The following is a 25,605-nucleotide window of genomic DNA, read 5'->3' as shown; positions in this document are numbered from 1 at the left end:
CAATAGTGCAATGATCAATGTCACCCACCAGAGCAACTCTTTACAGTACCAGCGTTTCGCGCTCAATTGTCAGGCCCATGGTCGGTGGCTGACGAGTTATAATACTCTGATTATGACGAATCACTTCTTTGATATTAACCCATTCGGCCGACATACCATTAGCTATCTTATAATGCTCCGGATTTGTCTGGTCTAAGACTTCGGCAATATGACACTTATACCAGTAAGTGGTCTGAAACATTAAATCCCAGACCTTTTTCCAGGTTGGAAGGTATTCTGTGACCTTGCAAAAGGGTGCAATAATATTCACACTTTTTGCACCCGTTTCTTCTGACAATTCTCGCACCAGCGCTCGTTGTGGATCTACACCCTCATCTAAACCGTCACCGGCAAAACTAAAATCATCATACCGCTGTGTATACAGAAGCAATATCATTGTCACCTCTGATAATGATGCCTCTTGCTGCCTTGCGACTAAGAATGCGTTGACCACTGTCCGAGGGTTGCTGTATCGATTTATGAATCAGATACTCAATCAGTTGCATACGTCTTAATGCTGAAAAAGTCAGCGCGCATTGTAAAGCTTATCAGCTGGCACGCCACGCCCGATGGTGGCTAACGCATAATGAGAAATTAAATGCACCAACCTTTATAATCAATGAGTTATAGTACTATTTTGAACAATTTTGCGGAGAGTCTCACCGACAACGGCCCTGACACAGGTACAAGTTATCAACAAAATGTGGCAACGAATTAGTACTGATTTAGGTGTAAATATTTGCACATTGAGTGCTAGAATGGGGAACCGGAATCCGGATCAATCAACCCGATTTCAGGTCTGGTTTTGTCATCTACTGAGTCATGCTGGAAAGAAATATTGTGAAAATTTATGCCCATCAAGAAGACTACGAACTCATCACTGAACTGCTCAACAGCTACTACAAAGATGAACTGACACTGGGTCAGATGCTAAGAATAATGCGCAAAGATTTGCTCGAAATGACACAATTTGATTACGCTAAATTAGTGGGTATCAGCCGCCGATCTCTTTGTGATCTGGAGCAGGATAAAAGCCATCCCACTGCACATAACCTTAATGCTGTCTTCGCACCCTTTGGTCTCAAGACGGGTTTAATTTCAGCCAGTCCGTTGTTAGGAGTATACGCAAACATTAAAAAAAGTAAACACTAACTAAAAAAGTGAGCGCTTACTTCGACATTCTATCTGTTGGTTAAAAATTCTGTTTTGTCTCTCTGGCTGAAGTTCCGGTCAGACTGGGTTCAGTTTCCGTTCACTCCCTGTCCCCCACACTTTATACCAATCGAACGGGAGACAGACCATGAAAACCATTCTCTTTATTACCCTGATGACCCTCAGCATAATGACCCAGGCTCAGAGCTGGCACGCAGAATCCACAGAGTATCAATCACAACAAAAAGTCGATAACACCAAACCCGACAAGATGCAGACCTCCATTGGCCCACAAACAAAGTCAGCGATATCCAGACCCCAATATCATGGTACAGAAGAGTTCTGGGTTTATGATGCCTGGGTTACTCTGGAGGGGGATCAGGACCACGACGGCTACTACTCAGACTTCACACTCAATTTTGATGTGGATACTTATTACACTAGTGCAGCTGTCTATGCTGTGCTCTATCTTGGCGTTGATGATGAATTTCGCGAGTATCACAGTAGTTCAGTGTTCACCATATACGATGAGGATAGTGACGATGCCTTTGAGGTCAACACTACCCTGGTGGAAGGATTCGTCAGCGAGGACTACGAGATACTGATTGAGGTTTACGATGCCGACAGCAACAATCTGGTCGCGGTGTATGACGGATACACTGACAGTGATCTGCTTTATCTGCCTCTTGAAAGTGTTGATTACGAATATACCGAACCGCAGGTGATAGTAAATAGCGAAGGGGGTACAAACAGTATTTCAACGATAATCGCACTGCTGACCCTGGCTGGTTGGCGCAGGATAAGGTCCGTCAATTAATTGGTCGGTCTCAATCAGCAGCTTTGGTGGCATGCCAGTTTATGGCTTGCCACTTACCGTTCTCACGGACAAAAGTACCGCTATTCAGATAATACTCAGTAAGCTCATCGGTTTTACCAACCAGTTTAAAGGTCAGTAGGGCGACGTTATCAAAGATCCTGATATTCACGTCTTCTGCACCGTACCAGGTGCTGACCGCAGACTCCTCGACCGGGCCGGTCTCACGCACTCCCTGCATCAGCTCAGCCTTACCAAAGCGGGTGCCGGCAGAACTGGTGTAAATAAGGTCGCTGTGCCAGAAGTCGTTGTGAATCTCTGCATCGTTGATACTGGCACCATAGAGAAACGCATCGAGTCTTTGCAGCAACTGCTGTTCTGTGGCGTTGGCTGTTAATGGCAGTATAAACAGCAGGGTAGTCAAAGCCAGGGTGACCAGATATTTCATCAGCATATTCCGGAGTTGTTCTCTGTTCCCAGCTTAACCCTAAAATATACAGATAAAAAGCGGAGGGTATGCCTTTAATATTCGAGTTTAAATAAAAGCTCAGCTAAATCGGGCTGCCACTGAAAGTCTTTAAGGCGAACCCTGTTGTTGATTACCACCACTCCTTCCTCCTGTAACAGGCCCTTTTGTGTTTGTGCAGACTGGCTCCCGGGTGCGAATGCCAATTGGCCACTGGACCTTAACACCCTGAACCAGGGAACCCGCATTTCCTTTGGCACAAAACCTAATGCCTTACCCACCAGACGGGCACGGCCTGGCAAACCTGCCAAGTCAGCGATCTGGCCATAGCTGGCTACAAATCCCGGCGGGATCTGCTGCACCGTTTTCCAAATCCTTTTATACTTGTCGCTGCTGTTAATTGCCTGTCTCCCCTTATGCCGTCTAAAAGACAATACTGCCAAAACTGTAGTTATCCGCAATCAGTGTGTCTGTGCCACGCCATAAAGCCTGTAGCAAACAATATCAGAGTCTTAATTCTGCGCCATCCCAGTGAAGCCAGGCAGGCAAAGAACACCGTCCCCTTATTGCAATTATCATTAGCAAGCATTGACGTTATTAATGGTGAGCAGGAAGGCGATTTTAAGCCGATCAGGGATTGGTGCATCAACAACAAAGAACATGTTGCCGTGCTTTACCCTAATCAGAATAGCCAGGATCTGGCAGAGACCAGGCTAGAGAACAGATGTTCTCTTTCTGCTTTATTGCTGATTGATGGCACCTGGCGTAAGGCCTATAAAATCTGGCGGTCCAATCCCTGGCTACAGGAACTGAACAGCTTTCACCTGCAGGATATACCAAGTATCTATCAACGCCAGAGCCGGTGCGCAAACAGCCTGTCCACACTTGAAGCCACTGCCGGAGCATTAAGGCTAATTGACGGTACGGATACACAGGCCTTACTTGACCTGCTTGACGCTCGCCAGCGGTTATTATTTTCGGGCATAAAAAACCCCGCATCGTAGCGGGGTTTTTTTAAAGCTCTAGTTTTGCTTATTTGCGCCGTAAAGTCTTAATCAGTCTTAACTGGGCAATGGCCTCGGCCAGTTCGGCCGCCGCTTCTGCATAGTTAAGATCACTGCTTGGATTAGCAATGTGCTCTTCAGCACGTTTCTTGGCTTCCAGTGCGGCCTGTTCGTCCAGGTCATCCGCTCTTACCGCCACATCGGCCATCACAGTTACAGTACCGGGCTGTACTTCGAGTACACCACCGGCGATGTAGATAAACTCTTCATGGCCATGCTGTTTTACCAGCCTTACCATACCTGGCTTCAGGGTAGTCAGTAACGGGGCATGGCCGGGGTAAATACCCAGTTCACCTTCGCTACCGGTAACCTGGATGGTTTCTACCCGACCGGAGAACAGGTTCTCCTCGGCACTTACCACATCGAGATGTACAGTCATAGCTGCCATTTCACCTCCTAACGGTTAGTTTATTTCCGCCGTCAAAGACGGCGGAAAACCCTTACATGCCCTTGGCTTTCTCGGCCGCTTCTTCGATCGAACCGACCATGTAGAACGCCTGCTCTGGCAGGCTATCGTATTCACCGTCCAGAATCCCTTTAAAGCCGCTGATGGTGTCTTTCAGGGACACATACTTACCAGGTGCACCGGTAAAGACTTCAGCCACAAAGAAAGGCTGAGACAGGAAACGCTGGATCTTACGGGCACGGGATACCGCACGCTTATCTTCTTCAGACAATTCGTCCATACCCAGTATGGCGATGATGTCTTTCAGTTCTTTATAGCGCTGCAATACAGATTGCACACCACGGGCCACATCATAATGCTCCTGTCCGATAACCAGCGGATCCAACTGACGAGAAGTCGAATCCAGTGGGTCAACAGCCGGGTAAATACCCAGAGAAGCGATATCACGTGACAATACTACCGTTGCGTCAAGGTGAGCAAAGGTGGTTGCCGGGCTGGGGTCAGTCAGGTCATCCGCAGGCACGTATACGGCCTGAATCGAGGTGATTGAACCGGTCTTGGTTGAGGTAATACGTTCCTGCAACACACCCATTTCTTCAGCCAGAGTAGGCTGGTAACCCACCGCAGAAGGCATACGACCCAGCAATGCGGATACTTCGGTTCCGGCCAGGGTATAACGATAGATGTTGTCAACGAAGAACAATACATCACGGCCTTCATCACGGAATTTCTCCGCCATAGTCAGGCCGGTCAGGGCCACACGCAGACGGTTGCCCGGTGGCTCGTTCATCTGACCGTAAACCAGTGAGACTTTATCCAGAACGTTAGAGTCGTTCATCTCATGATAGAAGTCGTTACCTTCACGGGTACGCTCACCCACACCGGCAAACACTGAGTAACCGCTGTGCTCGATGGCAATATTACGGATAAGCTCCATCATGTTAACGGTTTTACCTACACCGGCACCACCGAACAAACCCACTTTACCACCCTTGGCGAAAGGACAGATAAGGTCAATTACCTTGATACCTGTCTCAAGCAGCTCAACGGCTGTGGACTGTTCTTCGTAGCTTGGTGCTTCACGGTGAATAGACCATTTTTCTTCTTCACCAATGGGGCCAGCTTCGTCGATTGGGTTACCCAATACATCCATGATCCGTCCCAGAGTGGCTTTACCCACGGGGACTTCAATCGCATGACCGACATCTTCAACTTCCAGGCCACGACGCAGACCGTCTGTGGTACCCATAGCAATGGTACGTACAACACCACCACCCAATTGCTGCTGAACTTCCAGCGTCAGCCCCTCCAGTTCACCGGAGGTCACTTTCAGTGCGTTATAGACTTTAGGTACCGAATCCTGTGGAAATTCGATATCCACAACGGCACCTATAATCTGGACGACCTTACCTTTACTCATAATTTGTCCTCTTAATTTTAAACCTTTGCCTACACAGCTGCGGCGCCGCTGACAATTTCACTGATTTCCTGTGTAATTGCCGCTTGTCTGGCTTTGTTGTAAACCAGTTGCAGATCATCGATCAGGTTACCGGCGTTATCTGTTGCTGCCTTCATTGCCACCATTCGGGAGGCTTGCTCAGAGGCCAGATTTTCGACCACACCCTGATACACCTGAGATTCTATGAAACGAACCAGTAAAGTATCCAAAATTGGTTTTGGATCCGGTTCGTACAGGTAGTCCCAGCTGTGCTTATATTCATCTTCATCAGACTTAGGCAAAGGAAGTAACTGATCGATTCTGGGTTCCTGCGTCATGGTATTCACGAAGTTATTAAATACCAGATACAGACGATCGATCTCACCCTCATCAAACGCGTTCAGCATGACCTTTACCGGGCCAATAACATCGCTGACGCTGGGGTTGTCACCCAGACCAGACTCAGCTGCCATTACCTTTCCACCAAAACGGTCAAAGAAGCTGCAGGCTTTTGATCCCAACGCAGAAAAATGCACTTTGACATCCTTGCCCTGCCATTCTCTTGCTTCTTTAACCACCGCTTTGAATTCGTTGGTGTTCAGTCCGCCACATAAGCCCCGGTCTGTTGAAATGACGATATAGCCAACGGCTTTTATCTCTCTTTCTTCCAGATAAGGATGGCGGTATTCCAGGTTGGCATTGGCTAAGCGACCGATCACGCTACGCATGTTCTGCGCATAAGGACGGCTCGAAGCCATACGTTGCTGCGCCTTTTTCATTTTCGACGCGGCAACCATTTCCATTGCGCTGGTGATCTTCTGAGTATTTTTGATACTCCCGATCTTGCCTTTTATCTCTTTACCACCGGACATGACACTCTCCCGATTACTCAACGACAGATGCGCCTAAGCGCATCCTGTGATTACCAAGTTTGCGTTTCCTTGAACTTTTTCACTGCTTCGTTCAGAGACGCTTCGATTTCGTCGTTGTAGTTACCTGTGTCATTGATGGTCTTCATCAAATCAGCGTATTCACTTTCCATAAAAGATTGCAGGGCCGATTCAAAGTCCAGGACTTTATTCAGCTCGACATCTTTCAGGTAACCTTTTTCAACGGAGAAGAGTGAAACAGCCATCTTCGCCACTGACATAGGCGAATACTGCTTCTGTTTCATCAACTCTGTAACCCGCTCTCCGTGTTCCAGCTGAGCACGGGTGGCATCATCAAGGTCAGAGGCAAACTGCGAGAAGGCCGCCAGTTCACGATACTGAGCCAGGGCCAGACGAATACCGCCACCCAGCTTCTTGACGATTTTGGTTTGTGCTGCACCACCAACCCGGGATACCGAGATACCGGCGTTTACCGCAGGACGAATACCGGCGTTAAACAGGTTGGTTTCCAGGAAGATCTGACCATCTGTGATGGAGATCACGTTGGTAGGTACGAATGCAGATACGTCACCGGCCTGGGTTTCAATGATTGGCAAACCGGTCAGAGACCCTGTTTTACCTTTCACTTCACCCTTAGTGTATTTCTCTACATAGTCAGCGTTAACACGGGCTGCACGCTCGAGCAAACGGGAGTGGAGATAGAATACATCACCGGGGTAGGCTTCACGGCCTGGTGGACGGCGCAACAACAGTGAAATCTGACGATAGGCTACGGCCTGTTTAGACAGGTCATCGTAAATAATCAGTGCATCTTCACCACGGTCACGGAAATATTCACCCATAGTACAACCGGAGAACGGTGCCAGATACTGCAATGCAGCAGATTCTGAGGCTGATGCCGCAACGATGATAGTGTGATCCAGGGCACCATGCTCTTCCAGCTTGCGCACCACGTTGGCGATAGTAGACGCTTTCTGGCCTACAGCAACGTATACACACTTAATACCGGAATCTTTCTGGTTGATGATGGTATCTACAGCCAGGGCTGTTTTACCGGTCTGACGGTCACCGATGATCAGCTCACGCTGACCACGACCAACCGGGATCATGGCATCAATAGACTTATAACCTGTCTGCACAGGCTGATCGACTGACTGACGCTCGATAACACCAGGCGCGATTTTTTCAACCGGCTCGTAGCGATCGGCATCAATAGAGCCTTTACCGTCGATAGGCGCACCCAGGGTGTTCACCACGCGACCGAGCAGCTTCTCACCTACCGGTACTTCAAGAATACGGCCCGTGGATTTAACCTTAACCCCTTCCTGCAAATCTGCATACGGGCCCATAACTACGGCACCGACAGAGTCTCTTTCCAGGTTCAGGGCGATAGCATAACGGCTGCCGGGCAGGGCGATCATCTCACCCTGCATCACGTCGGCTAAACCATTGATGCGAATGATACCGTCGGTTACACCAACAATAGTACCTTCGTTTCTTTCTTCAGTTACAACATCGAACTGCTCAATACGTTTTTTGATCAGTTCTGCAATTTCTGTGGAATTCAGTTGCATGCTCTTTTCCCCATTATGCTTGCAACGCGTCGGCTAGACGGGTCAATTTGCTGCGGATGGAACCATCAATCACATTGTCGCCGGCCTGGATTACCATGCCTGCCACTAACTGTGGGTCCACCTTACAATTCAGCTGTACTTTTCGTGCAAGACGTTTTTCAAGAGACGCGCTGAGATCAGCGATTTGTTTGTCGCTCAGTTCTGTGGCAGAAGTCACATCAATAGCCACTTCTTTTTCATAGTCAGACTTGAGCTGATTAAACATCACCAATACATCAGGGAGCGTGTTCAAGCGTCCGTTTTCAGCCATTACCTTAATCAGGTTCTGACCGTGCGGGTCGAGTTGTTCGCCACATACCTCAATAAACAGCTGTGACAGCCGGTTGGCTGCCATAGCACTTTTCAGTGCCTGCTTGATTGAGTCGTTCTGTGCTACAGCAGCAACAAAGCCCAGCATATCTTGCCACTGGGCAATGGCCTTGTTCTCTACCGCATACTCAAACGCTGCTTTGGCATAGGGGCGAGCAATATTTGCCAGTTCAGACATAGGCCCAATACCCCTTAAAGTTCAGCGACCAGTTTTTCAACTATGTCACTTTGTGCCGCCGCATCAATCTGACGCGCCAAGATTCTCTCTGCACCAACGATGGCTAAGGTAGCAACTTGCTGACGCAGTTCTTCCTTAACACGATTACGTTCTGCTTCGACTTCGGCCTGACCACCAGCAACGATTTTCTCGCGTTCCTGGTTAGCGCGCTGGGTTTCGCTTTCAACGATTTCAGCAGCGCGTTTCTTGGCCTGTTCGATAATATCAGCAGCCTGGTGCTTCGCTTCTTTCAAATGCTCTTTCGCTTTTTCCTGGGCGATCTGCAGATCTTTATCTGCACGCTCAGAAGCAGCCAGACCGTCAGCAATTTTTTTCTGACGCTCTTCAATGGCCGACATCAGAGGCGGCCACACAAACTTCATGCAAAACAGCACGAAGACGGCAAAAGCGATGAGTTCTCCAATTAGAGTGGCGTTAAGATTCACAACCCCTCCTCCTTATTAACAGTTGTTCGTAAAGTGACTAAAGTCGTTTTCTTACATTGCGAACAACATGTACATGGCGATACCCACACCGATCATAGCTACGGCGTCGATCAGACCAGCAAGGATGAACATTTTCACCTGCAGGGAAGGCGCCAGCTCAGGTTGACGGGCACAGGCTTCAAGGAATTTACCACCCATGTTACCAAAGCCCAGTGCAGTACCGATGGCACCGAAACCGATCAACAAAGCTACAGCGATAAGTTTAATTGCAACTGCGATTTCCATTGTTTTCTCCAATTATCAAAAGTTAAAGTAACGAGTTAAAAAATCAGTGATTATCCGAACTGGCCATGCTTAAGTACACGATGGTCAGCATCATAAATACAAAGGCCTGCAACACGATGACCAGGATATGGAAAACCGCCCAGGCAAAGTGAAGGGGCAACTGCATCAAGCCAATTGCGCCAATCAGGATAAATATCATTTCACCGGCATACAGGTTGCCGAACAAACGCAGTGCCAGTGAAAACGGCTTGGCAACCAAAGCGATCAGTTCGAGTAGCAGGTTGAAAGGAATCAATACGATCTGCAGCGGCAGATTGCTGGTACTGAAAGGATGCAGCGTCAGTTCTTTAACAAAGCCTGTCACCCCTTTAATACGTATGGAATAGCCGATCATCAGGATAAAGACGCCCAGCGCCAGGGCCGCGGTCATATTGATATCCGTGGTAGGTACAATCTTCATGTACACATCATGGGGATCCATACCAAAGGCTTGAGCACCGACTTGCTGTGCAATCCAGGGCAGGATATCCACCGGCACCAGATCCATCAGGTTAAGCAGAAATACCCACACAAATATGGTCAGCGCCAGAGGGGCAATCAGTCTGCTCTTACCGTGATAGGTATCTTTAACGTTATCAGCAACAAATTCCACCAGCATTTCCACAAAACACTGGAACTTGCCAGGCACGCCTGTGGTGGATTTTTTTGCTGTAGAACGGAACAGCCATAAAAACAGAATACCCAGTCCAACAGACCAGGCCAGGGTGTCGATATGCCATGTCCAGAACCCTGCCTCACTACACGCTTTGTTAAAGCTGACACCGGCTTCGGTAGTACAGACTTTTGCGTTGGTAAGGTGGTGCTGAATATGACTGGATAGGGTCAGTTCTTCACCTGCAGCCATGTTTCATCCTAATTGTTTAATGTTTAAAGAAAAAAGGTGCTGTCCATTGTGTCAGCAGGGTGATAACAAAACCTGCGATAAAAAAGCCCGGCGCGAGTGAAGACTGAGACAACACCAGGGCACACAACACAACAGTTAAAATTATTTTTATGGTATGGCCTCCTAACATCAGGGCCTTTACCCGCTCCGCGTGCTCCGAGGCAAGATAACGAAATGCCAGATACGCAAAGACAAAATTTGGTATTACTGCAACCAGCCCGCCTTTAAGGGCTGATTTTGCCGCCAGCGGATCATACAGCATCCACACCACAAAAGTGACAACAGCGGCGACCCCGGCCTGAAAAAGTATCGCCAGATAAGCAGATTTTCTCTCACTGACCACAGTATTCTTCGTCAATATGAAACCTTTCAGCCTGTCAAACAGGGGTCAAAAACCTGCCGAAGTATACTGATCTGCCTATCTTTTGCAACCATATTCGGCAGCGCTAAACAAGGCTACCGGACGAGCATTTTAGCCCTGTTATCCGGCCTGTGTTTTAAATTTGTTAATAATGCCGTCGAGCTCATCCAGGCTGCTGTAATTGATCGTCAGCTTGCCTTTGCCTTTGGCATTGCAGCTGATGGAAACCGATGCACCGAGTTGTTCGGCCAGATGATTTTCAAGACGCTTAATATCCGGATCAGGTTTTGACTCAGGCTTAGGTACAGCCGGTTCGAGTAACTTACGCACCAGTTTTTCCGCGTCCCGCACTGTCATGCCTTTAGCCACTACTGTTCTGGCGGCCTCGGTCTGGTTTTCTCCTTCCAGTGCCAGCAATGCACGGGCATGACCCATTTCGATATCACCATATTCGAGCAGGAGTTTGACATCGTCAGCCAGATTATTCAGGCGCAGAAGATTAGTCACACTGGCGCGGGATTTTCCCACCGCTTCGGCCACTTCCTGATGAGTTAAATCGAATTCGGTCAGTAGTCTTTGTAATGCCTGAGCTTCCTCCATGGCATTGAGATCTTCGCGCTGTATGTTTTCAATCAGAGCAATAGCCACAGCCGCTTCATCGGGCACATTCTTGATGATGCAGGGCACCTGATCCAGATGTGCCATCTGTGATGCCCGCCAGCGACGCTCACCGGCTATGATTTCAAACTTATGCTCTCCGGTCTTACGCACCACTATAGGCTGTATCACGCCCTGCGAGCGGATAGAGGAGGCCAGATCTTCCAGCGCCTCAGGCGACATGTCTTTACGGGGCTGGTATTTACCCGGATGCAGATATTCGATCGGCAACTTTTGCAGCTCACCGGTCTGGGAGTTGTTTTGCTCGTCAGCTGAATCATTATTTTTCTGCTGGCTGCTGGTTGCCAGTAAGGCATCCAGCCCTCTGCCTAAGCCGCGTTTTTTAGTGGACATGGGTTCCTCAAATACAAATTAGCTCAATGGCAAATATCGAATCAGCCATCGTGCCCGGATTCAACTGGCACTTCGCGCCGCTGAGACTTCACTTCCTGATCCCGGCGTCTGAGAATCTCACCAGCCAATGCAAGATACGCCTTGGCTCCGGTAGACGAACGTTCGTAATACATCGCTGGCGTACCAAAACTGGGCGCCTCAGCCAGGCGCACATTTCTGGGGATCACGGTGCGATATACCTGGTCTTTGAAATGCCTTTTTAACTGCTCGGAAACATCGTTAGCAAGGCGATTCCTGGGATCGTACATGGTCCGCAGCACTCCCTCGATCTTGAGTTCGGGGTTTACCACAGAGGCCAGCTTGCTGATGGTATCCATCAATGCCGTTAAGCCTTCCAGGGCATAATATTCACACTGCATCGGAACCAGCACCGAATCGGCAGCGGCCATTGCATTCACCGTCAGCTGGTTGAGCGAAGGAGGACAATCAATAAAAATAAAATCGTAGTAATCGCGCACCGGTTTCAGCGCGTTACGCAACCTGACTTCGCGGGCGAACTGTTCCATCAGCTTTATCTCTGCCGCCGTTACATCACCGTTAGCAGCAATAAGATGATACTTACCGCTGGTTTCTGTGATGATCACGTCTTCGGCTGGCTTTTCCTCGATCAGCAACTCATAGCAGGTGGCATCAACATTGTATTTGTCGACGCCGCTGCCCATGGTGGCATTGCCCTGAGGATCCAGATCGATAAGTAACACTTTACGTTTGGTAGCTGCCATGGATGCGGCAACATTGACCGCCGTGGTGGTTTTACCCACCCCGCCTTTCTGATTCGCTATGGCAATGACCTTTCCCAAAACCCGAACACCTGTATTAATTTTTAATCATTTTTATCAGATGGCGCTCCGCCTGCAGGCCGGGTACTTCAAGCCTGATGATATCCCTGACCGTGAAGCCCTGCGGCAAAGAATCTAATTCCTGTGCCGGAACCTGCCCTTTGAGCGCCAAAAAAGTTCCTTGTGAATCTACCAGATGCTGACACCAGTGCAACATATCTTTTATGCTGGCGAAGGCTCTGCTTAAAACACCATCAAAGGCTGTCTCTGGCTGATAATCTTCTACTCTGGCCTGCACCGCAGTAACATTTTCAAGCCCCAGTTCGAACACCGCCTGTTTGATAAAACGGATACGCTTACCCAGGCTGTCCAGCAACACAAATTGCTGCTGAGGCATCACTATGGCCAGCGGTAAACCGGGCAACCCCGGCCCGGTACCCACATCAATAAAATGTTGTCCCTGGATATGGGGGGCTACCACCACAGAATCGAGAATATGCCGTATCAGCATGTCCCGGGGATCTCTTACCGAAGTGAGGTTATAGGCTTTATTCCACTTGTGTATCAATTCTGTCAGGGCAATCAGCTGTTGTTGCTGCGATTCACTGATATTCAATGTTGTTTCAGACAATGCGCGTTGCAATTGTCCCTGTAATGCTGAAGCAGACATCAGGCGCTGACTTTCTCGTTTTTACGCTGATTGTTTTTATGCAGCAGACCCTGTTTTTTCAGATGCACCAGCAACAGCGAAATTGCAGCCGGTGTGACACCGGAAATCCGTGACGCTTTACCAATGCTCTCAGGTCTGGCGTCATTGAGTTTGGCGATGACTTCATTAGACAGACCTGAAATCTGACTGTAATCAAAATCAAGCGGTAACAAGGTATTTTCGTTGCGCAGAGCCCGCTCTATTTCTTCTTTCTGACGTTCAATATAGCCTGCGTATTTAATCTGAATCTCCACCTGTTCTGCGGCCTGAGCATCATCCAGCCCCGGACCTAAATCACCAATCTGCATCAGTTTGGCGTAGGTCATTTCAGGCCGGCGAATTAATTCTTCCAGAGAATGTTCACGGTTGACCGGATTTTTAAGTATCTGATTCAACTCACCAGTGGCTCTGTGAGAGGGGTGAACCCAGTTACTGGCCAGACGCTTACGCTCCAGCTCTATGGCGTCGAGTTTGAGGTTAAACTGCTGCCAGCGGTGATCGTCCACCAGGCCTAACTCACGACCTTTTTCGGTCAGACGCAGATCCGCATTGTCTTCTCGCAGCAACAGCCGGTATTCGGCACGGCTGGTGAACATGCGGTAGGGCTCCTGGGTGCCCATAGTGGCCAGATCGTCAATCAGCACACCCATATAGGCCTGATCCCGTCTTGGCGTCCAGCTCTCTTTATCCTGCACCTGCAAAGCCGCATTCATACCCGCGATCAGCCCCTGAGCACCGGCCTCTTCATAACCTGTGGTGCCATTGATCTGGCCGGCAAAAAACAGCCCCTGTACGAATTTGGTCTCCAGTGATTGCTTAAGATCTCTGGGATCGAAAAAATCATACTCTATGGCATAACCAGGGCGAATAATATGCGCGTTTTCAAAGCCCTGAATGGACCGCACAAGTTCATACTGCACATCAAAAGGCAGGCTGGTTGATATACCATTGGGATACATCTCAATGCTGTTAAGTCCTTCAGGTTCGACGAAAATCTGGTGCGAGCTTTTATCCGCAAAGCGCACGATCTTGTCTTCGATGGAAGGGCAATATCTTGGCCCGATGCCCTCAATCACACCGGCATACATGGGCGATTTATGCAGATTATCGCGGATCACCTGGTGAGTTTTCTCATTGGTATGCGTGATGTAGCAAGGGATCTGGCGCGGATGATCAGAGGCCCTGCCCAGATAAGAAAATACCGGCAACGGCGTATCACCGGGTTGCTCCTGCATTTTGCTGAAATCCAGGCTGCGCGCATCCAGTCTGGCTGGGGTACCTGTTTTCAGTCTGGATATTCTGAAAGGCATCGCCCGTAATTTCTGTGCCAGCGCATTTGCAGGTGGATCGCCCGCTCTGCCACCCTGATAATTATTCAGACCGATATGAATAACCCCGCCAAGGAAAGTGCCAACGGTCATTACCACAGTTTTTGCGTGAAACTTCAGTCCCATCTGGGTGACAACGCCGGTTACCCGATCCTGTTCGATAATAAGATCATCACAGGATTGCTGGAATAAGGTCAGATTCGGCTGTTGTTCGAGGTGATGTCGGATAGCGTTTTTATACAGGCTACGATCTGCCTGAGCGCGGGTCGCTCTTACCGCGGGGCCTTTGCTGGAATTAAGGGTTCTGAACTGGATCCCTGCACGATCTGCTGCCAGCGCCATGGCACCACCCAGGGCATCAATTTCTTTTACCAGATGACCTTTACCAATACCACCTATGGCCGGGTTGCAGGACATTTGCCCGAGAGTATCGATATTGTGGGTCAGCAATAATGTTTTTACACCCATTCTGGCACTGGCGAGGGCAGCTTCAGTGCCAGCGTGACCACCACCAATGACGATGACATCAAATTTTTCGGTATAAAACATCATTACCTCTGCAAGCTGCCTGAATCGGGGCGCATATTCTATAGACTTTATGGATGAAACGAAACGATTAAAATTCGAACAGCCAAGGAAATGATCTTCTGTAGTAGATCTAAGATCTATATGGATCTATTAGATTATTATTATTACTGTTAAGCACACCAGATCCTTTGGATAAGTGATTTATTTAAATTAAAAACAATAACTTACATGGATTTTAACCTTGTGTGTAAGATCTGATCTAAGAGGTATAAGCTGGGATCAAGTCGGGTTCTTATCCACAGGTGATTTCGGGGTGAAAGTTATTAAGGTGGTAAACATAGGTTTACCACAGTATAAGCCTTGTTTTATCCACAAAAATAAAATTATCCGTGATTTTGTGTGGGTAACCTCTGTGTATGATCCGTCTGTGCTCCCTGATCTGAGGGCAGATCCTCAGGATCTGCGGTGGATAAGATCTGACGCCTGTTCGGTGGGAATGATGCGAACAGAGATGGGTATCAGATAAGAAAGAAGAAAAAAATGTCTGCACAGTGATCAGGACAGCACTGATTCAGACGAATCAGCGTACCTGATTAGGGATATAGCCGCTGGTTTTGGTTGTGGCCGGTATATCATCTTCCACGTTTCTGCGCCGGCTTGGGCCGCTGAAACGAACCTTATAGGTGTCATATTCCTTGATAGATTCAAAGCAGTATGGACCTACGGCCTGCCCGAGGCTGGTGAGATCATGGTTGGTGATCAGAATACAGTTTTTATTCTGACTGTAGCGCTGACGTAACAGGGTACCCAGCCAGCCCTGTGCACTCTTTTTCAACTGTGACTCGTTGACACAAACTTCATCCAGGATCAGCAAATCCACCGTCATCAATTCCTGAGTGATCTCACGGAATCTCTGGCCAGCATCGTCTTTTGCATTGAAGTCATAGGAGAAATAACGCATCTCCAATAAGCTGGAAAGCTGGCGATAAAGCACTGAAATTTCGTACTTATCGATCAGTTCATGGGCGATGGCACCGGCGATATGAGATTTGCCCCGGCCGTAATCGCCATAAAACAGCATCATATGAGAACCACTGCGGCGCCAGCTAGGATCGCCATGGGCTGCAATAAAGGATTTGGCAATACTCACAGCTTCTTTAACATCGGCTGTGTCTTCTATCAGGTTGGCAAAAGTCCAGGCAGGGTTAAGGTCAGAGCGCCCATGGATCTGTTCAATGCGCTGTTTTTTCGCTTCCAGCTGCATCTGCTGAATTTCTTTATTGGCCTGTTTTTCGTATTCCTGGCGCAGCGTTGAATAGTCCTTTACCGGCCCTTCAGGTGCTTCTTTGCCCAGGGTTTTGGCCAATTGCCGGATTTTATCGTTTAGGCTTTGCATGATATTTCTCCACCAGTTTCCTGGCATTATCGTCGGCAGTTATACCGGCGGTGCTGGTGACCACCTGATGCCCTACCTGTTGTTTCTGGCCATAAGCCTGACGTCGGTTTTTCAGGTGCAAAACAAACTTTTGGGTCCACTGAAATAAGGTTAGATTAATTTCCGGTCGACTCAGCCAGTAGGCCACAAACTCGCCGACATCCTGCTGTTGATAATTCTTGTCGAGTAATCCTACCAGAGTTGCCAGCTCACTGAACAAAGCCTCATCAGGCATCCAGTCGGCGGTCATGGCCTGCCACTGCAGATGTAACTGCTGATAACCCTGTGAAGAGGGTACCAACAAGGGCAGCAGCAAGGATTCTCCGTTCAGACTACGATCGGATATGGACTCCTGCTGACAGATTATCAGACCAGCATCAGCCAGCTCTTTGAGTAACTGATTTATTTGTCTGCCAAGGGCGAACGTTGTGGCTTTACTGTTTAGCAGGGCCAGCAGATTCCGGTAGTTCAGGGGCGCGCTGACACCAGTGGTTTTATCCGCACCAGGCCGTAGTCCGAGCATATAAAGCACCCTGGATTCATTACTTATGGGGGATATGAGGGCGTCCAGTTCTGCCTGATTCAAGCTCCGGCTCCTGTCAGGTTCAGTGATTGAATAAATTTGGGGCTCTGCAGATGGCTATTCAGCCAGGCAACGGCTTCATCTTCGGGAATGGGGTGTTCCAGCACGTCGATATAACAGGGTTCAACAATGCTGCTTGCGCCGGCAGCCTGCATCAATCGGTGCATGGTTTTGCCGGCCTCGCAGAACGTATCGTAACTGCTGTCTCCCAGGCCAACTAACAGGTAACGGATTTGGTTCAGGCTGGCCTGTGGTAATTGCCTTGTAAAGGCGTGAATATTATCAGGAAAATCTCCTGCTCCGTGGGTTGATGTGCAGATAAGCCAGGTAGCCTGAGGATCCAGCTCACTCAGATCCGGTGTCAGGTGAATTCTGCTGTTAAGATCATAGTTGGTTAGCTCTTCCGCCAGCGCATCGGCGACATACTCAGTGGCACCGAGCATGGAACCGACAATAATTTCAAATGAATTCACGTGTCTGCCTTTATATTAATCGTTCGCTATTATACCAGTGGATTAAACTCAGGTGGTGTAGTCCGGATGATTTAACCTGCTGTTAAGACTCTATACTGTCAGCATCAGAATTTGGGCGCTATAGTAAAAATTCAATCCCGATAGATTTTGAAGAGGATACCAGGGGCTGATGACACAAAGTGATGAACGGGATGACATACTGTTTTTTGAGGAAGATAGCGAGCCTGAACACACTCGGGAGCAGGATCAGGCTTCGCCCTGGAAAATACTCATTGTAGATGACGATGAGGAAGTGCATGTGATGACCAGACTGGTGCTCAGGGACCTGGTATTCGAAAACAGGCCAGTCAGGTTGTTCAGTGCAAACAGTGGTGAACAGGCCAGAGTATTGCTGGAACAGGAAGCCGATATCTGTCTTATTCTGCTTGATGTGGTGATGGAGTCAGACGACGCGGGTCTGCAACTGGTTCACTATATCCGCAGAGAACTGAACAACAACGCGGTCAGAGTGATTCTGAGAACAGGGCAGGCAGGCCATGCACCCGAACAACGGGTCATACAGGATTACGATATTAATGACTACAAAGAGAAAACCGAGCTGACATCACAAAAGCTGGTAACCGCTGTGATCGCGTCACTGCGCAGCTATGGCTTTATTCAGCAGGTAGTAGAGCTGAATCAGCAACTGGAACAAAAAGTCAGGCTGCGCACCCGAGAGTTAGAAAATGCCAATACCAGACTTCAGATCTCACTGAGTGAGCTGGAAGAAGGTGAGCGGGCGGGCAGGCGCATTCAGTTTAAACTGCTGCCTAAGGATAATCTGCAGGTATCAGGTTTTACCTTCAGTCATCTGCTATTGCCTTCGGATTTTATGAGTGGCGATTTTGTCGATTACTTTGCCATTGACCAGAGGTATGTGGGTTTTTACATGGCGGATGTATCTGGCCATGGGGTGTCATCGGCTTTCGTAACCGTTTATCTCAAACGTTTTATCTCTGCCGCCCTTGAACAGTACAGCCGGGACGAGAGCACCATTATTATTGATCCCGCGGCGCTGCTGGATGAACTGAATCAGACCCTGATTAAAGAAGATATGGGTAAACATGTGGCGTTGTTCTATGCTGTCCTGGACAGCCATAAAGATCTGCTGCGCTATACTAACGCCGGTATTTATCCTTGGCCTCTGTTGTTGCAGGACAATAAACTGGAGGTCATGGAGTGCAAAGGGACACCGGCGGGGCTGTTTGATTTTACTCAGTATCAGGAAAAGCTTTGTGTATTACCGGAACACTTTTCTTTGTATGTATTCTCCGATGGTGTATTGGAGAGCATTCATGGCCAGTCACTGGATGAGCAGTTGCTGAACTTGAGGGCACTGCTCGATCCCTTGCCCGGAGATTTGTCTGAGCTGGCAAGGCGTATAGGTGTCCGGGAACAAGGTAAGTTACCCGATGATCTGACATTGTTGTCAGTCAGTCGCTAAATGTTGAGGTGAACTATGCAGGATGACCAGATACTTTATGCCAACCTGCAGGGAGTATGCTTTTTCAGGTTTGTTGGTGAGGTCAGACATGGCCAGAGCGGTGGTCTTGAAGCGCTGATTAACACCCTGTTCGATGCCAGGGACTGTGTGTGCGATGATGTGGTGGTCGATCTCAGTCAGGCAAAGTATCTGGATAGCACTAATCTGGGTCTGCTCGCGATGATCGCCCGTAATATGCTCGAGCATCATCAGCGTAAACCCACCCTGATTTCCACAGATAAAGACATGACCACGTTATTACAGAGTATGTGTCTGGATCAGGTATTTACCTTGTTGGATAAACCTCTGGATGCGCCCGATGCCTTTGTTGAAGTGTCAGGCCAAAGTGCCGATGAACAGCAAAGGGCTAGAATGATTCTTGCCGCCCATGAGGAACTGCTTAAGCTGGGGGAGAGCAACCGGCAGACCTTTCAGCCAGTGGTAGACCTGCTTAAACAGGAATTGCAGTCGCGGAATGATAAATAAATCTGCAACGGTCTTACTTACCGATACAAAAACTGGAGAAAATTCTGCCCAATAAATCATCGGAGCTGAATTCACCGGTGATCTCATTTAAGTGTTGCTGACACAATCGTAATTCTTCAGCCAGCAGCTCTCCGGCCTGATTGTCGAGTAACTGTGAGTGACCCTGCTGCAGATGAGCTAAGGCTTGTTCAAGAGCATCCAGATGACGCCTGCGGGCAATAAACCGGCCCTCTGGTGCAGCATTAAAGCCCATGGCATCTTTAAGATGCGCGGCGAGCAATTCGATGCCGGTTTTGTGGCTGGCAGAGAGGCGAATGACGGTATGATCGGCGAGTTTTTCTACCCCCGCTGTTTCCCCGGAGAGATCAATTTTATTGCGGATCACTGTCATTCTGATGCGTTCGGGCAGACGATCAACAAATTCCGGCCAGATCTTGTGGGGGTCTGTCTCCAGACTCTGCTGAGAGTCGAGCATAAATAACACCATATCGGCACGGTTGATTTCATCCCATGCACGCTGAATACCTATTTGTTCCACTTTGTCTGGGCTGTCGCGCAGGCCAGCGGTGTCGATGATGTGCAACGGCATGCCGTCGATATGAATATGTTCTTTGAGTACATCGCGGGTGGTACCAGCAATATCGGTGACAATGGCTGCGTCTCTTCCGGCTAACGCATTGAGCAGACTGGATTTGCCGGCATTGGGGCGACCGGCAATCACCACCTGCATGCCTTCGCGCAGAATACTGCCCTGGCGGGCCTGATCCTGTACCTGTTGCAACTGGTTTATGATGGCTTCCAGATCGCCCTGTACTTTACCATCGCTGAGAAAGTCGACTTCCTCATCGGGGAAATCTATGGCGGCTTCCACATAGATGCGCAGATGGATAACCTGTTCTACCAGTGTATGTATCTGACTGGAGAATTCGCCCTGTAATGAGCGAAGGGCAGAGCGGGCGGCCTGCTCTGAACTGGCGTCGATCAGATCGGCAATGGCTTCTGCCTGTGCCAGATCCAGTTTGTCATTCAGAAAAGCCCGTTCGCTGAACTCGCCTGGCCGGGCAAGACGAATGTCATCAATATTTACAATGGCGCTGATCAGCATATCCATGACCACTTGCCCACCATGGCCCTGCAACTCCAGTACATTTTCTCCGGTAAAAGAATTTGGTCCGCGGAAAAACAACGCGATACCCTGATCGATGATATTTCCCTTAAGATCATAAAAAGGCAGATATTCGGCTTTGCGTACCGGTGGCAGGGTTCCCAGCAGCTTTTCTGCTACCTCTGCCGCCCGACTGCCGGATACTCTGACGATTCCCACACCACCGCGGCCGGGTGCGGTAGCCTGAGCGACAATGGTTTGTTGCTGCACCATAAAAACCATCAATCCCGAAAGTTATTAAACTGGAAGGGCTGACCGAGATTGGCTTCTTTAACCAGAGCAATGGCTTGTTGCAGATCATCCCGTTTCTTGCCGCTGACCCGTATCTGCTCACCCTGAATCGCGGATTGGACTTTTACCTTGCTTTCTTTGAGCAGCTTAATGATTTTCTTCGCCATTGGCTGGTCGATACCCTGTTGAAACACCAACACTTGTTTATAGGTTTTTCCTATATGTTCAATATCTTTCTCTTCCAGTGAAGCATTATCCACACCGCGTTTGGCACATTTTGTGCGCAAAATATCCAGCATTTGCTGAAGCTGGAAGTCTGATTCTGCGGTCATGGTGACATGGCCGTCTTTGAGTTCGAAACTGGCCTCTACCCCACGAAAATCGAAGCGGGTGTCCAGCTCACGGTTGGCGTTGTCGACGGCATTTCTGACTTCAACCTGATCGATTTCTGAAACAATATCGAAAGAGGGCATGATGGTTCCTTGTAGTGAGGTTCTGACAGGATTCAGGAATTTTAACCAACAGCTAAAAAAAAGGCCCGCATTAACGGGCCTTTTTACTGAATCATTCTGATTATTTAGTTTTCAGGCCCCGTTTTTCCATGGAGGCGTAAATTAGTTTGGCCTGTATCAGGGTGATGACGTTACTGATCAGCCAGTAAAGTACCAGCCCGGCCGGGAACCAGAGGAAGAAGATACTCATCATCACCGGCATAAATTGCATGATCTTCTGCTGCATGGGGTCCTGAATAGTCATCGGCTGTAGTTTCTGAATCAGATACATGCTGGCGCCGGTGAGTATGGGCAGCACAAAGTAGGGATCTTTAACCGACAAATCAGTAATCCAGAGGAAAAAGTCCGCATGGCGTAATTCAACACTTTCCAGCAACACCCAGTACAGTGCCAGGAATATAGGCATTTGCAACAACAACGGGAAGCAGCCACCCATAGGGTTTACTTTTTCCTTTTTGTACATTTCCATCATCGCCTGGGACATTTTCTGACGGTCGTCGCCGTATCTGTCTTTCAGCGCTTTCATCTTCGGTTGTAATGCCCGCAGTTTGGCCATGGACTCATACTGAGCCTTGGTCAGAGGGTACATCAGACCCTTAACAATCACGGTGATGATGATGATTGCCAGGCCCCAGTTACCCACCAGGCCATGGATAAACTTAAGCAGTGAAAACAGCGGTTGTGACAACCACCATAAGAAGCCGTAATCCACGGTCAAATCCAGGCCATTGGCAAGCTCAGCCAGTGACTCCTGATCCTTGGCGCCGGTATACAGGGTGCTCGACAGCACTGCTGTTTCGCCTGGTGCAACACTTACCGGCGTGCCGGTAAAGCCAATGCTGGCATAACCACCGGGTAACAGACGGCTGTACAAGGTATTTTGCTGATCCTGCGGCGGGATCCAGGCCGCAACAAAATAATGTTGCAGCATCCCCACCCAACCTCCGGGTGTAGAGGTACGAAGATTTTTATCGGCAATGTCATCGAAGCTGTATTTGGTATACCTGTCTTCTTCTGTAGAGTAGGCCGCGCCTCGGTAAGTCGGCATAAACATGCTGCCTTCTTCACCCATAGTGGTTTGTTTTAGCTGTGCGTATTGCTGTAGCTGCGCGGTATCTGAACCCTGATTCTCCACTTTATATTCGACCCGGATATGATGCTCGCCACGGGTAAAGTGAAAGGTTTTCGTCACCTTAAGGCCTTTCCCGGATTGCCACACTAAGGGCACGGACAGCGTATCGCCGTTCATCTCATAGTCAGTGCTTTCAGCCTGATACATGGGGCGGCCTGATGCGGCACCATCCGGGCCATCCTTACCAATCAGGCCACTTTGAGCGATATGGTAGATGCCAGGCTCAGAACTGAGCAAAATAAAACTCTCGTCTCCGTCCTGTTCAATCGGAAACTGAGGCAGTTTCGCCGAGATAACATCACCGCCCCGGGTGTCAATGCGGATGTCCAGCGTATCGGTTTTAACTGAAACTAGCTGGCCTTTCGCGGTTGTTTGTGGTGAAGGGCCGGATGGGTCTGCACTGGGTACATCTGCGCTTTGGGCAGAACCAGTGGACGACGGACTTTGCTGAGTGCCTTGGCCGGCAGGTTCAACGGGTTGTGGAGCATAGTCCAGTTGCCATTGTTGCCAGAGTAAAAAGCTTACCAGGGCCAGGCCGATGAGGAGAAAACTACGTTGGGATTCCATAACAGATTACTTATTCTCTTTGCTTCGGGACGGAACGGGATCAGACCCGCCCGGATGTAAAGGGTGGCATTTTAATATGCGTTTGATGCTTAACCAACAACCAATTATCACGCCATGGACTTTAATTGCTTCCACCGCATAGTGCGAGCATGAGGGATCGAACCGGCATCTGGGCCCCAGTATAGGGGAAATCCATTTTTGATACTGACGAATTATCCAAATACTTATGGATTGCAGCGCAGACTGAGTTTTTTCCATAAGCGTTCCAGCAGAGTGAAAAGTTGTTGATTGGATAATTGTGCCAGTCCTGTCTTGCCGACTACTACAATATCAGCTTTTGGCAACCTGTGCTGATGCAGACGGAAACTTTCTCTGATGACCCGCTTAAGACGATTGCGATCATGGGCTTTTCTAACCCGTTTTTTGGATATAGTGATACCCAGTCTGGGGTGTGAAAGCTGATTTGCTCTTGCTAGTAAGGTAATTTGGGGGGAGACAGCCGGTATGGCTTGCTGGAAAACATTCTCGAAATGGGTGGGAGTAAGTAGCCTTAACTCCCGAGAAAATTGATTTTCACCCACTTCGATAAATGCAATCAGGCTGATAGACGTGCACGGCCTTTAGCACGACGACTGGCAAGAACCTTACGGCCATTTTTTGTCGCCATGCGGGCACGAAAACCGTGTGAACGTTTACGCTTTAAATTACTTGGTTGAAATGTTCTTTTCATAACCTAGTCCGCCGCTGTTTGTAACTTAGTTAACATCCCGAACACCTGTATGGTGCTCAAAAAAGGACGCTGAATTCTAGAGATGCAGACAGCATCTGTCAATGTTTTGTTTAGCTTTGCGGTGAATAAACAGAAGGTACTCTGTACGCAGCTTAGACGGGATGTTAGTAAAACTATGTCTGAGATAAGTTTTATCCACAGAATTCGCTGCCGCCCTGTATAAGTTGTTCAAATTAAACTCACTTTTTATCCACTTTCTAAGCCTGTAGGCTGAGCCCATTCATAATAATAATTAAAATAAAAAGCCTATAAAAACAAAGAACTAGGTTTGCTTTGATGTCGGAGCATAAATCTATAAAAGATCAAGATTGAAGTTGTGGATAAAGATCGGCAATAATTCACAGCGCTGCACGTCAAGCGAAATTAGAAATTCTGGAATAAACACACTTTTGCATCGCAGAATACCGCCCGGTGTTCTGGAGGGGTTTTTTATTAATGGCTTTGTGGGATGAGTGTCTCGAGCGGTTACAACAGGAGTTGCCAACACAGCAGTTTAGCATGTGGATCCGCCCGCTTCAGGCGCAACAGCAGGATTCTACCCTGACGCTTTTTGCTCCCAACCGGTTTGTGTTGGATTGGGTCAGAGATAAATATATAGAAAGAATTACGGAACTGTTTGGTGAACTTTGTTTGCCGGAAGAGATACCAACACTGCATTTCGATGTAGGTATGGCGGGACGGGCTAATGTAGGTGGATCTCCGGCAGAAAAGGACCGTGATACAACACCACAGACCCGCCAGAATTTTCCTTTTAACGGTCACGCTGGTGCAGTGACTCAACAGCCGGTTAAGGTTGAGCACAAGAGCAATATTAACCTGACTTATACCTTTGATAATTTTGTTGAAGGTAAATCCAATCAGTTGGCCAGGGCAGCCGCCACACAGGTCGCAGACAATCCGGGCGGCGCCTACAACCCTTTGTTTATTTATGGTGGTACCGGACTGGGTAAAACCCACTTGTTACATGCCGTGGGCAATGGTCTGCTGGCCAGAAACCGTGATGCCACTGTGGTTTATATGCATTCCGAACGATTCGTTCAGGACATGGTGAAAGCCTTGCAGAACAATGCGATCGAAGAGTTTAAGCGATACTATCGTTCTGTTGATGCGCTGTTAATCGATGATATCCAGTTTTTTGCCAAGAAAGACCGCTCCCAGGAAGAATTTTTTCATACCTTTAATGCCCTGCTTGAGGGAAATCAGCAGATCATACTGACCTCTGACCGTTATCCTAAGGAAATTGATGGTGTTGAAGACAGACTGAAATCACGTTTTGGCTGGGGTCTTACCATTGCTATTGAGCCACCGGAGCTCGAAACCCGGGTCGCAATTCTTATGCGTAAAGCGGTGGAAAATCGCATACAGCTGCCGGATGAGGTGGCATTTTTTATCGCCAAGCGGTTGCGTTCTAATGTCCGGGAACTGGAAGGTGCACTGAACCGGGTGATTGCCAACGCGAATTTTACTGGCCGTCCTATTACTATCGATTTTGTCAGAGAAGCCCTCAGGGATTTATTAGCCTTGCAGGAAAAACTCGTTACTATAGATAACATCCAGAAAACTGTAGCTGAATATTATAAGATAAAGGTTGCAGATGTGCTTTCTAAACGCCGTAGTCGAAGTGTAGCGAGACCAAGGCAGGTTGCTATGGCGCTGGCAAAGGAACTGACTAATCACAGTCTGCCGGAGATTGGGGATGCCTTTGGAGGCAGAGATCATACAACGGTCTTACATGCCTGCAGAAAGATTGCTCAACTTCGTGAAGAGAGTCATGATATTAAGGAAGATTATCAAAATCTTATTCGCACACTGTCGTCATAAAAAATAATA

31 protein-coding genes are annotated in these 25,605 nt (G+C 48.5%); 6 read left to right on the top strand and 25 right to left on the bottom strand.

Features of this window, described 5'->3' with window-relative positions; genetic code table 11:
* Nucleotides 1-40: 40 nt before the first annotated feature.
* A complete protein-coding gene (locus tag AT746_RS19170) occupies nt 41-436 on the bottom strand; it encodes an NUDIX domain-containing protein (RefSeq protein WP_231730981.1) in 396 nt (131 codons plus the stop codon).
* Nucleotides 437-879: 443 nt separating this feature from the next.
* Between AT746_RS19170 and AT746_RS19165 the strand changes: the two genes are divergently transcribed.
* Both AT746_RS19165 and AT746_RS19160 read left to right on the top strand, forming a co-directional pair.
* Nucleotides 880-1,191, top strand: coding sequence for a helix-turn-helix domain-containing protein (locus tag AT746_RS19165; protein WP_197414298.1), 312 nt, complete (start codon nt 880-882; stop codon nt 1,189-1,191).
* Nucleotides 1,192-1,339: 148 nt separating this feature from the next.
* The gene (locus AT746_RS19160) at nt 1,340-2,008 is read left to right on the top strand and encodes a choice-of-anchor H family protein (protein WP_062483666.1); all 669 of its coding nucleotides are present in this window, start codon (nt 1,340-1,342) and stop codon (nt 2,006-2,008) included.
* Nucleotides 2,009-2,018: 10 nt separating this feature from the next.
* On the opposite strand, the gene AT746_RS19155 is transcribed toward AT746_RS19160, so the two are convergent.
* A complete protein-coding gene (locus tag AT746_RS19155) occupies nt 2,019-2,453 on the bottom strand; it encodes a nuclear transport factor 2 family protein (RefSeq protein ID WP_062483664.1) in 435 nt (144 codons plus the stop codon).
* 74 nt (nt 2,454-2,527) lie between these two features.
* On the bottom strand, nt 2,528-2,872 hold the full coding sequence (locus tag AT746_RS19150) for an MGMT family protein (protein ID WP_062484423.1): 345 nt from the start codon (nt 2,870-2,872) through the stop codon (nt 2,528-2,530).
* 15 nt (nt 2,873-2,887) lie between these two features.
* Between AT746_RS19150 and AT746_RS19145 the strand changes: the two genes are divergently transcribed.
* The gene (locus AT746_RS19145) at nt 2,888-3,475 is read left to right on the top strand and encodes a tRNA-uridine aminocarboxypropyltransferase (protein ID WP_082633354.1); all 588 of its coding nucleotides are present in this window, start codon (nt 2,888-2,890) and stop codon (nt 3,473-3,475) included.
* A gap of 28 nt (nt 3,476-3,503) precedes the next feature.
* On the opposite strand, the gene AT746_RS19140 is transcribed toward AT746_RS19145, so the two are convergent.
* From AT746_RS19140 to mioC, 16 genes are all read right to left on the bottom strand, one after another.
* The gene (locus tag AT746_RS19140; RefSeq protein WP_062483661.1) at nt 3,504-3,923 is read right to left on the bottom strand and encodes a F0F1 ATP synthase subunit epsilon; all 420 of its coding nucleotides are present in this window, start codon (nt 3,921-3,923) and stop codon (nt 3,504-3,506) included.
* Nucleotides 3,924-3,975: 52 nt separating this feature from the next.
* Nucleotides 3,976-5,361, bottom strand: a complete 1,386-nt coding sequence (gene atpD / locus AT746_RS19135) for a F0F1 ATP synthase subunit beta (protein WP_062483659.1) — start codon at nt 5,359-5,361, stop codon at nt 3,976-3,978.
* Between the two features lie 29 nt (nt 5,362-5,390).
* Nucleotides 5,391-6,251, bottom strand: coding sequence for a F0F1 ATP synthase subunit gamma (atpG, locus tag AT746_RS19130; RefSeq protein WP_062483657.1), 861 nt, complete (start codon nt 6,249-6,251; stop codon nt 5,391-5,393).
* Between the two features lie 50 nt (nt 6,252-6,301).
* Nucleotides 6,302-7,843: a F0F1 ATP synthase subunit alpha gene (atpA, locus tag AT746_RS19125; RefSeq protein ID WP_062483655.1), complete on the bottom strand. Its 1,542-nt coding sequence runs from the start codon at nt 7,841-7,843 to the stop codon at nt 6,302-6,304.
* 13 nt (nt 7,844-7,856) lie between these two features.
* Entirely contained in the window at nt 7,857-8,390 is a 534-nt protein-coding gene (atpH, locus tag AT746_RS19120; RefSeq protein WP_062483654.1) for a F0F1 ATP synthase subunit delta, read from the bottom strand.
* Between the two features lie 14 nt (nt 8,391-8,404).
* Nucleotides 8,405-8,875, bottom strand: coding sequence for a F0F1 ATP synthase subunit B (gene atpF, locus AT746_RS19115; protein ID WP_062483652.1), 471 nt, complete (start codon nt 8,873-8,875; stop codon nt 8,405-8,407).
* A 51-nt stretch (nt 8,876-8,926) separates the two neighbouring features.
* Nucleotides 8,927-9,160: a F0F1 ATP synthase subunit C gene (atpE, locus tag AT746_RS19110; protein ID WP_062483651.1), complete on the bottom strand. Its 234-nt coding sequence runs from the start codon at nt 9,158-9,160 to the stop codon at nt 8,927-8,929.
* A 43-nt stretch (nt 9,161-9,203) separates the two neighbouring features.
* A complete protein-coding gene (gene atpB, locus AT746_RS19105) occupies nt 9,204-10,064 on the bottom strand; it encodes a F0F1 ATP synthase subunit A (protein WP_062483649.1) in 861 nt (286 codons plus the stop codon).
* 16 nt (nt 10,065-10,080) lie between these two features.
* Nucleotides 10,081-10,461, bottom strand: a complete 381-nt coding sequence (locus tag AT746_RS19100) for an ATP synthase subunit I (protein ID WP_062483646.1) — start codon at nt 10,459-10,461, stop codon at nt 10,081-10,083.
* A 123-nt stretch (nt 10,462-10,584) separates the two neighbouring features.
* A complete protein-coding gene (locus AT746_RS19095; protein WP_062483644.1) occupies nt 10,585-11,475 on the bottom strand; it encodes a ParB/RepB/Spo0J family partition protein in 891 nt (296 codons plus the stop codon).
* 41 nt (nt 11,476-11,516) lie between these two features.
* A complete protein-coding gene (locus tag AT746_RS19090; RefSeq protein ID WP_062483642.1) occupies nt 11,517-12,335 on the bottom strand; it encodes a ParA family protein in 819 nt (272 codons plus the stop codon).
* 16 nt (nt 12,336-12,351) lie between these two features.
* On the bottom strand, nt 12,352-12,984 hold the full coding sequence (gene rsmG, locus AT746_RS19085; RefSeq protein WP_062483641.1) for a 16S rRNA (guanine(527)-N(7))-methyltransferase RsmG: 633 nt from the start codon (nt 12,982-12,984) through the stop codon (nt 12,352-12,354).
* Nucleotides 12,984-14,900: a tRNA uridine-5-carboxymethylaminomethyl(34) synthesis enzyme MnmG gene (mnmG, locus tag AT746_RS19080; protein ID WP_062484419.1), complete on the bottom strand. Its 1,917-nt coding sequence runs from the start codon at nt 14,898-14,900 to the stop codon at nt 12,984-12,986. The genes rsmG and mnmG overlap by 1 nt, the downstream gene beginning before the upstream one ends.
* 559 nt (nt 14,901-15,459) lie before the next feature.
* A complete protein-coding gene (locus tag AT746_RS19070; protein WP_062483637.1) occupies nt 15,460-16,275 on the bottom strand; it encodes an ATP-binding protein in 816 nt (271 codons plus the stop codon).
* Entirely contained in the window at nt 16,256-16,900 is a 645-nt protein-coding gene (locus AT746_RS19065; RefSeq protein ID WP_062483636.1) for a DnaT-like ssDNA-binding domain-containing protein, read from the bottom strand. Before AT746_RS19065 ends, AT746_RS19070 begins: the two co-directional genes overlap by 20 nt.
* Nucleotides 16,897-17,370 carry an FMN-binding protein MioC gene (mioC, locus tag AT746_RS19060; RefSeq protein WP_082633353.1) on the bottom strand — a complete coding sequence of 158 codons (474 nt, stop codon included), beginning with the start codon at nt 17,368-17,370 and terminating at the stop codon, nt 16,897-16,899. The genes AT746_RS19065 and mioC overlap by 4 nt, the downstream gene beginning before the upstream one ends.
* A 169-nt stretch (nt 17,371-17,539) precedes the next feature.
* Between mioC and AT746_RS19055 the strand changes: the two genes are divergently transcribed.
* Both AT746_RS19055 and AT746_RS19050 read left to right on the top strand, forming a co-directional pair.
* Nucleotides 17,540-18,853, top strand: a complete 1,314-nt coding sequence (locus AT746_RS19055) for a PP2C family protein-serine/threonine phosphatase (protein ID WP_082633352.1) — start codon at nt 17,540-17,542, stop codon at nt 18,851-18,853.
* Between the two features lie 15 nt (nt 18,854-18,868).
* On the top strand, nt 18,869-19,378 hold the full coding sequence (locus tag AT746_RS19050) for an STAS domain-containing protein (protein WP_062483634.1): 510 nt from the start codon (nt 18,869-18,871) through the stop codon (nt 19,376-19,378).
* A gap of 13 nt (nt 19,379-19,391) precedes the next feature.
* Here the strand turns inward: AT746_RS19050 and mnmE are convergent, their stop codons facing one another.
* The 6 genes from mnmE to rpmH all read right to left on the bottom strand — a co-directional run bounded on the left by mnmE (nt 19,392) and on the right by rpmH (nt 23,715).
* Complete coding sequence (mnmE, locus tag AT746_RS19045) at nt 19,392-20,756, bottom strand: tRNA uridine-5-carboxymethylaminomethyl(34) synthesis GTPase MnmE (protein WP_062484416.1); 1,365 nt, start codon at nt 20,754-20,756, stop codon at nt 19,392-19,394.
* Between the two features lie 8 nt (nt 20,757-20,764).
* Nucleotides 20,765-21,247 (bottom strand): YajQ family cyclic di-GMP-binding protein, encoded by a 483-nt coding sequence (locus AT746_RS19040; protein WP_062483632.1) that lies wholly within the window; start codon nt 21,245-21,247, stop codon nt 20,765-20,767.
* Between the two features lie 100 nt (nt 21,248-21,347).
* Complete coding sequence (gene yidC, locus AT746_RS19035; protein ID WP_062483630.1) at nt 21,348-22,985, bottom strand: membrane protein insertase YidC; 1,638 nt, start codon at nt 22,983-22,985, stop codon at nt 21,348-21,350.
* Between the two features lie 6 nt (nt 22,986-22,991).
* A complete protein-coding gene (gene yidD / locus AT746_RS19730) occupies nt 22,992-23,243 on the bottom strand; it encodes a membrane protein insertion efficiency factor YidD (protein WP_082633351.1) in 252 nt (83 codons plus the stop codon).
* Nucleotides 23,210-23,566: a ribonuclease P protein component gene (gene rnpA, locus AT746_RS19725; protein ID WP_082633350.1), complete on the bottom strand. Its 357-nt coding sequence runs from the start codon at nt 23,564-23,566 to the stop codon at nt 23,210-23,212. Before rnpA ends, yidD begins: the two co-directional genes overlap by 34 nt.
* Before the next feature lie 14 nt (nt 23,567-23,580).
* Nucleotides 23,581-23,715, bottom strand: coding sequence for a 50S ribosomal protein L34 (rpmH, locus tag AT746_RS19720; RefSeq protein ID WP_082633349.1), 135 nt, complete (start codon nt 23,713-23,715; stop codon nt 23,581-23,583).
* Nucleotides 23,716-24,210: 495 nt separating this feature from the next.
* Here rpmH and dnaA point away from each other — a divergent pair, with 495 nt between their 5' ends.
* Nucleotides 24,211-25,596 carry a chromosomal replication initiator protein DnaA gene (gene dnaA, locus AT746_RS19030; protein ID WP_062483628.1) on the top strand — a complete coding sequence of 462 codons (1,386 nt, stop codon included), beginning with the start codon at nt 24,211-24,213 and terminating at the stop codon, nt 25,594-25,596.
* Nucleotides 25,597-25,605 lie beyond the last annotated feature (9 nt).

This window comes from Lacimicrobium alkaliphilum, from assembly GCF_001466725.1.
Taxonomy (GTDB): Bacteria; Pseudomonadota; Gammaproteobacteria; order Enterobacterales; family Alteromonadaceae; genus Lacimicrobium; species Lacimicrobium alkaliphilum_B.
This window is presented reverse-complemented; position numbering and strand designations above follow the sequence as displayed.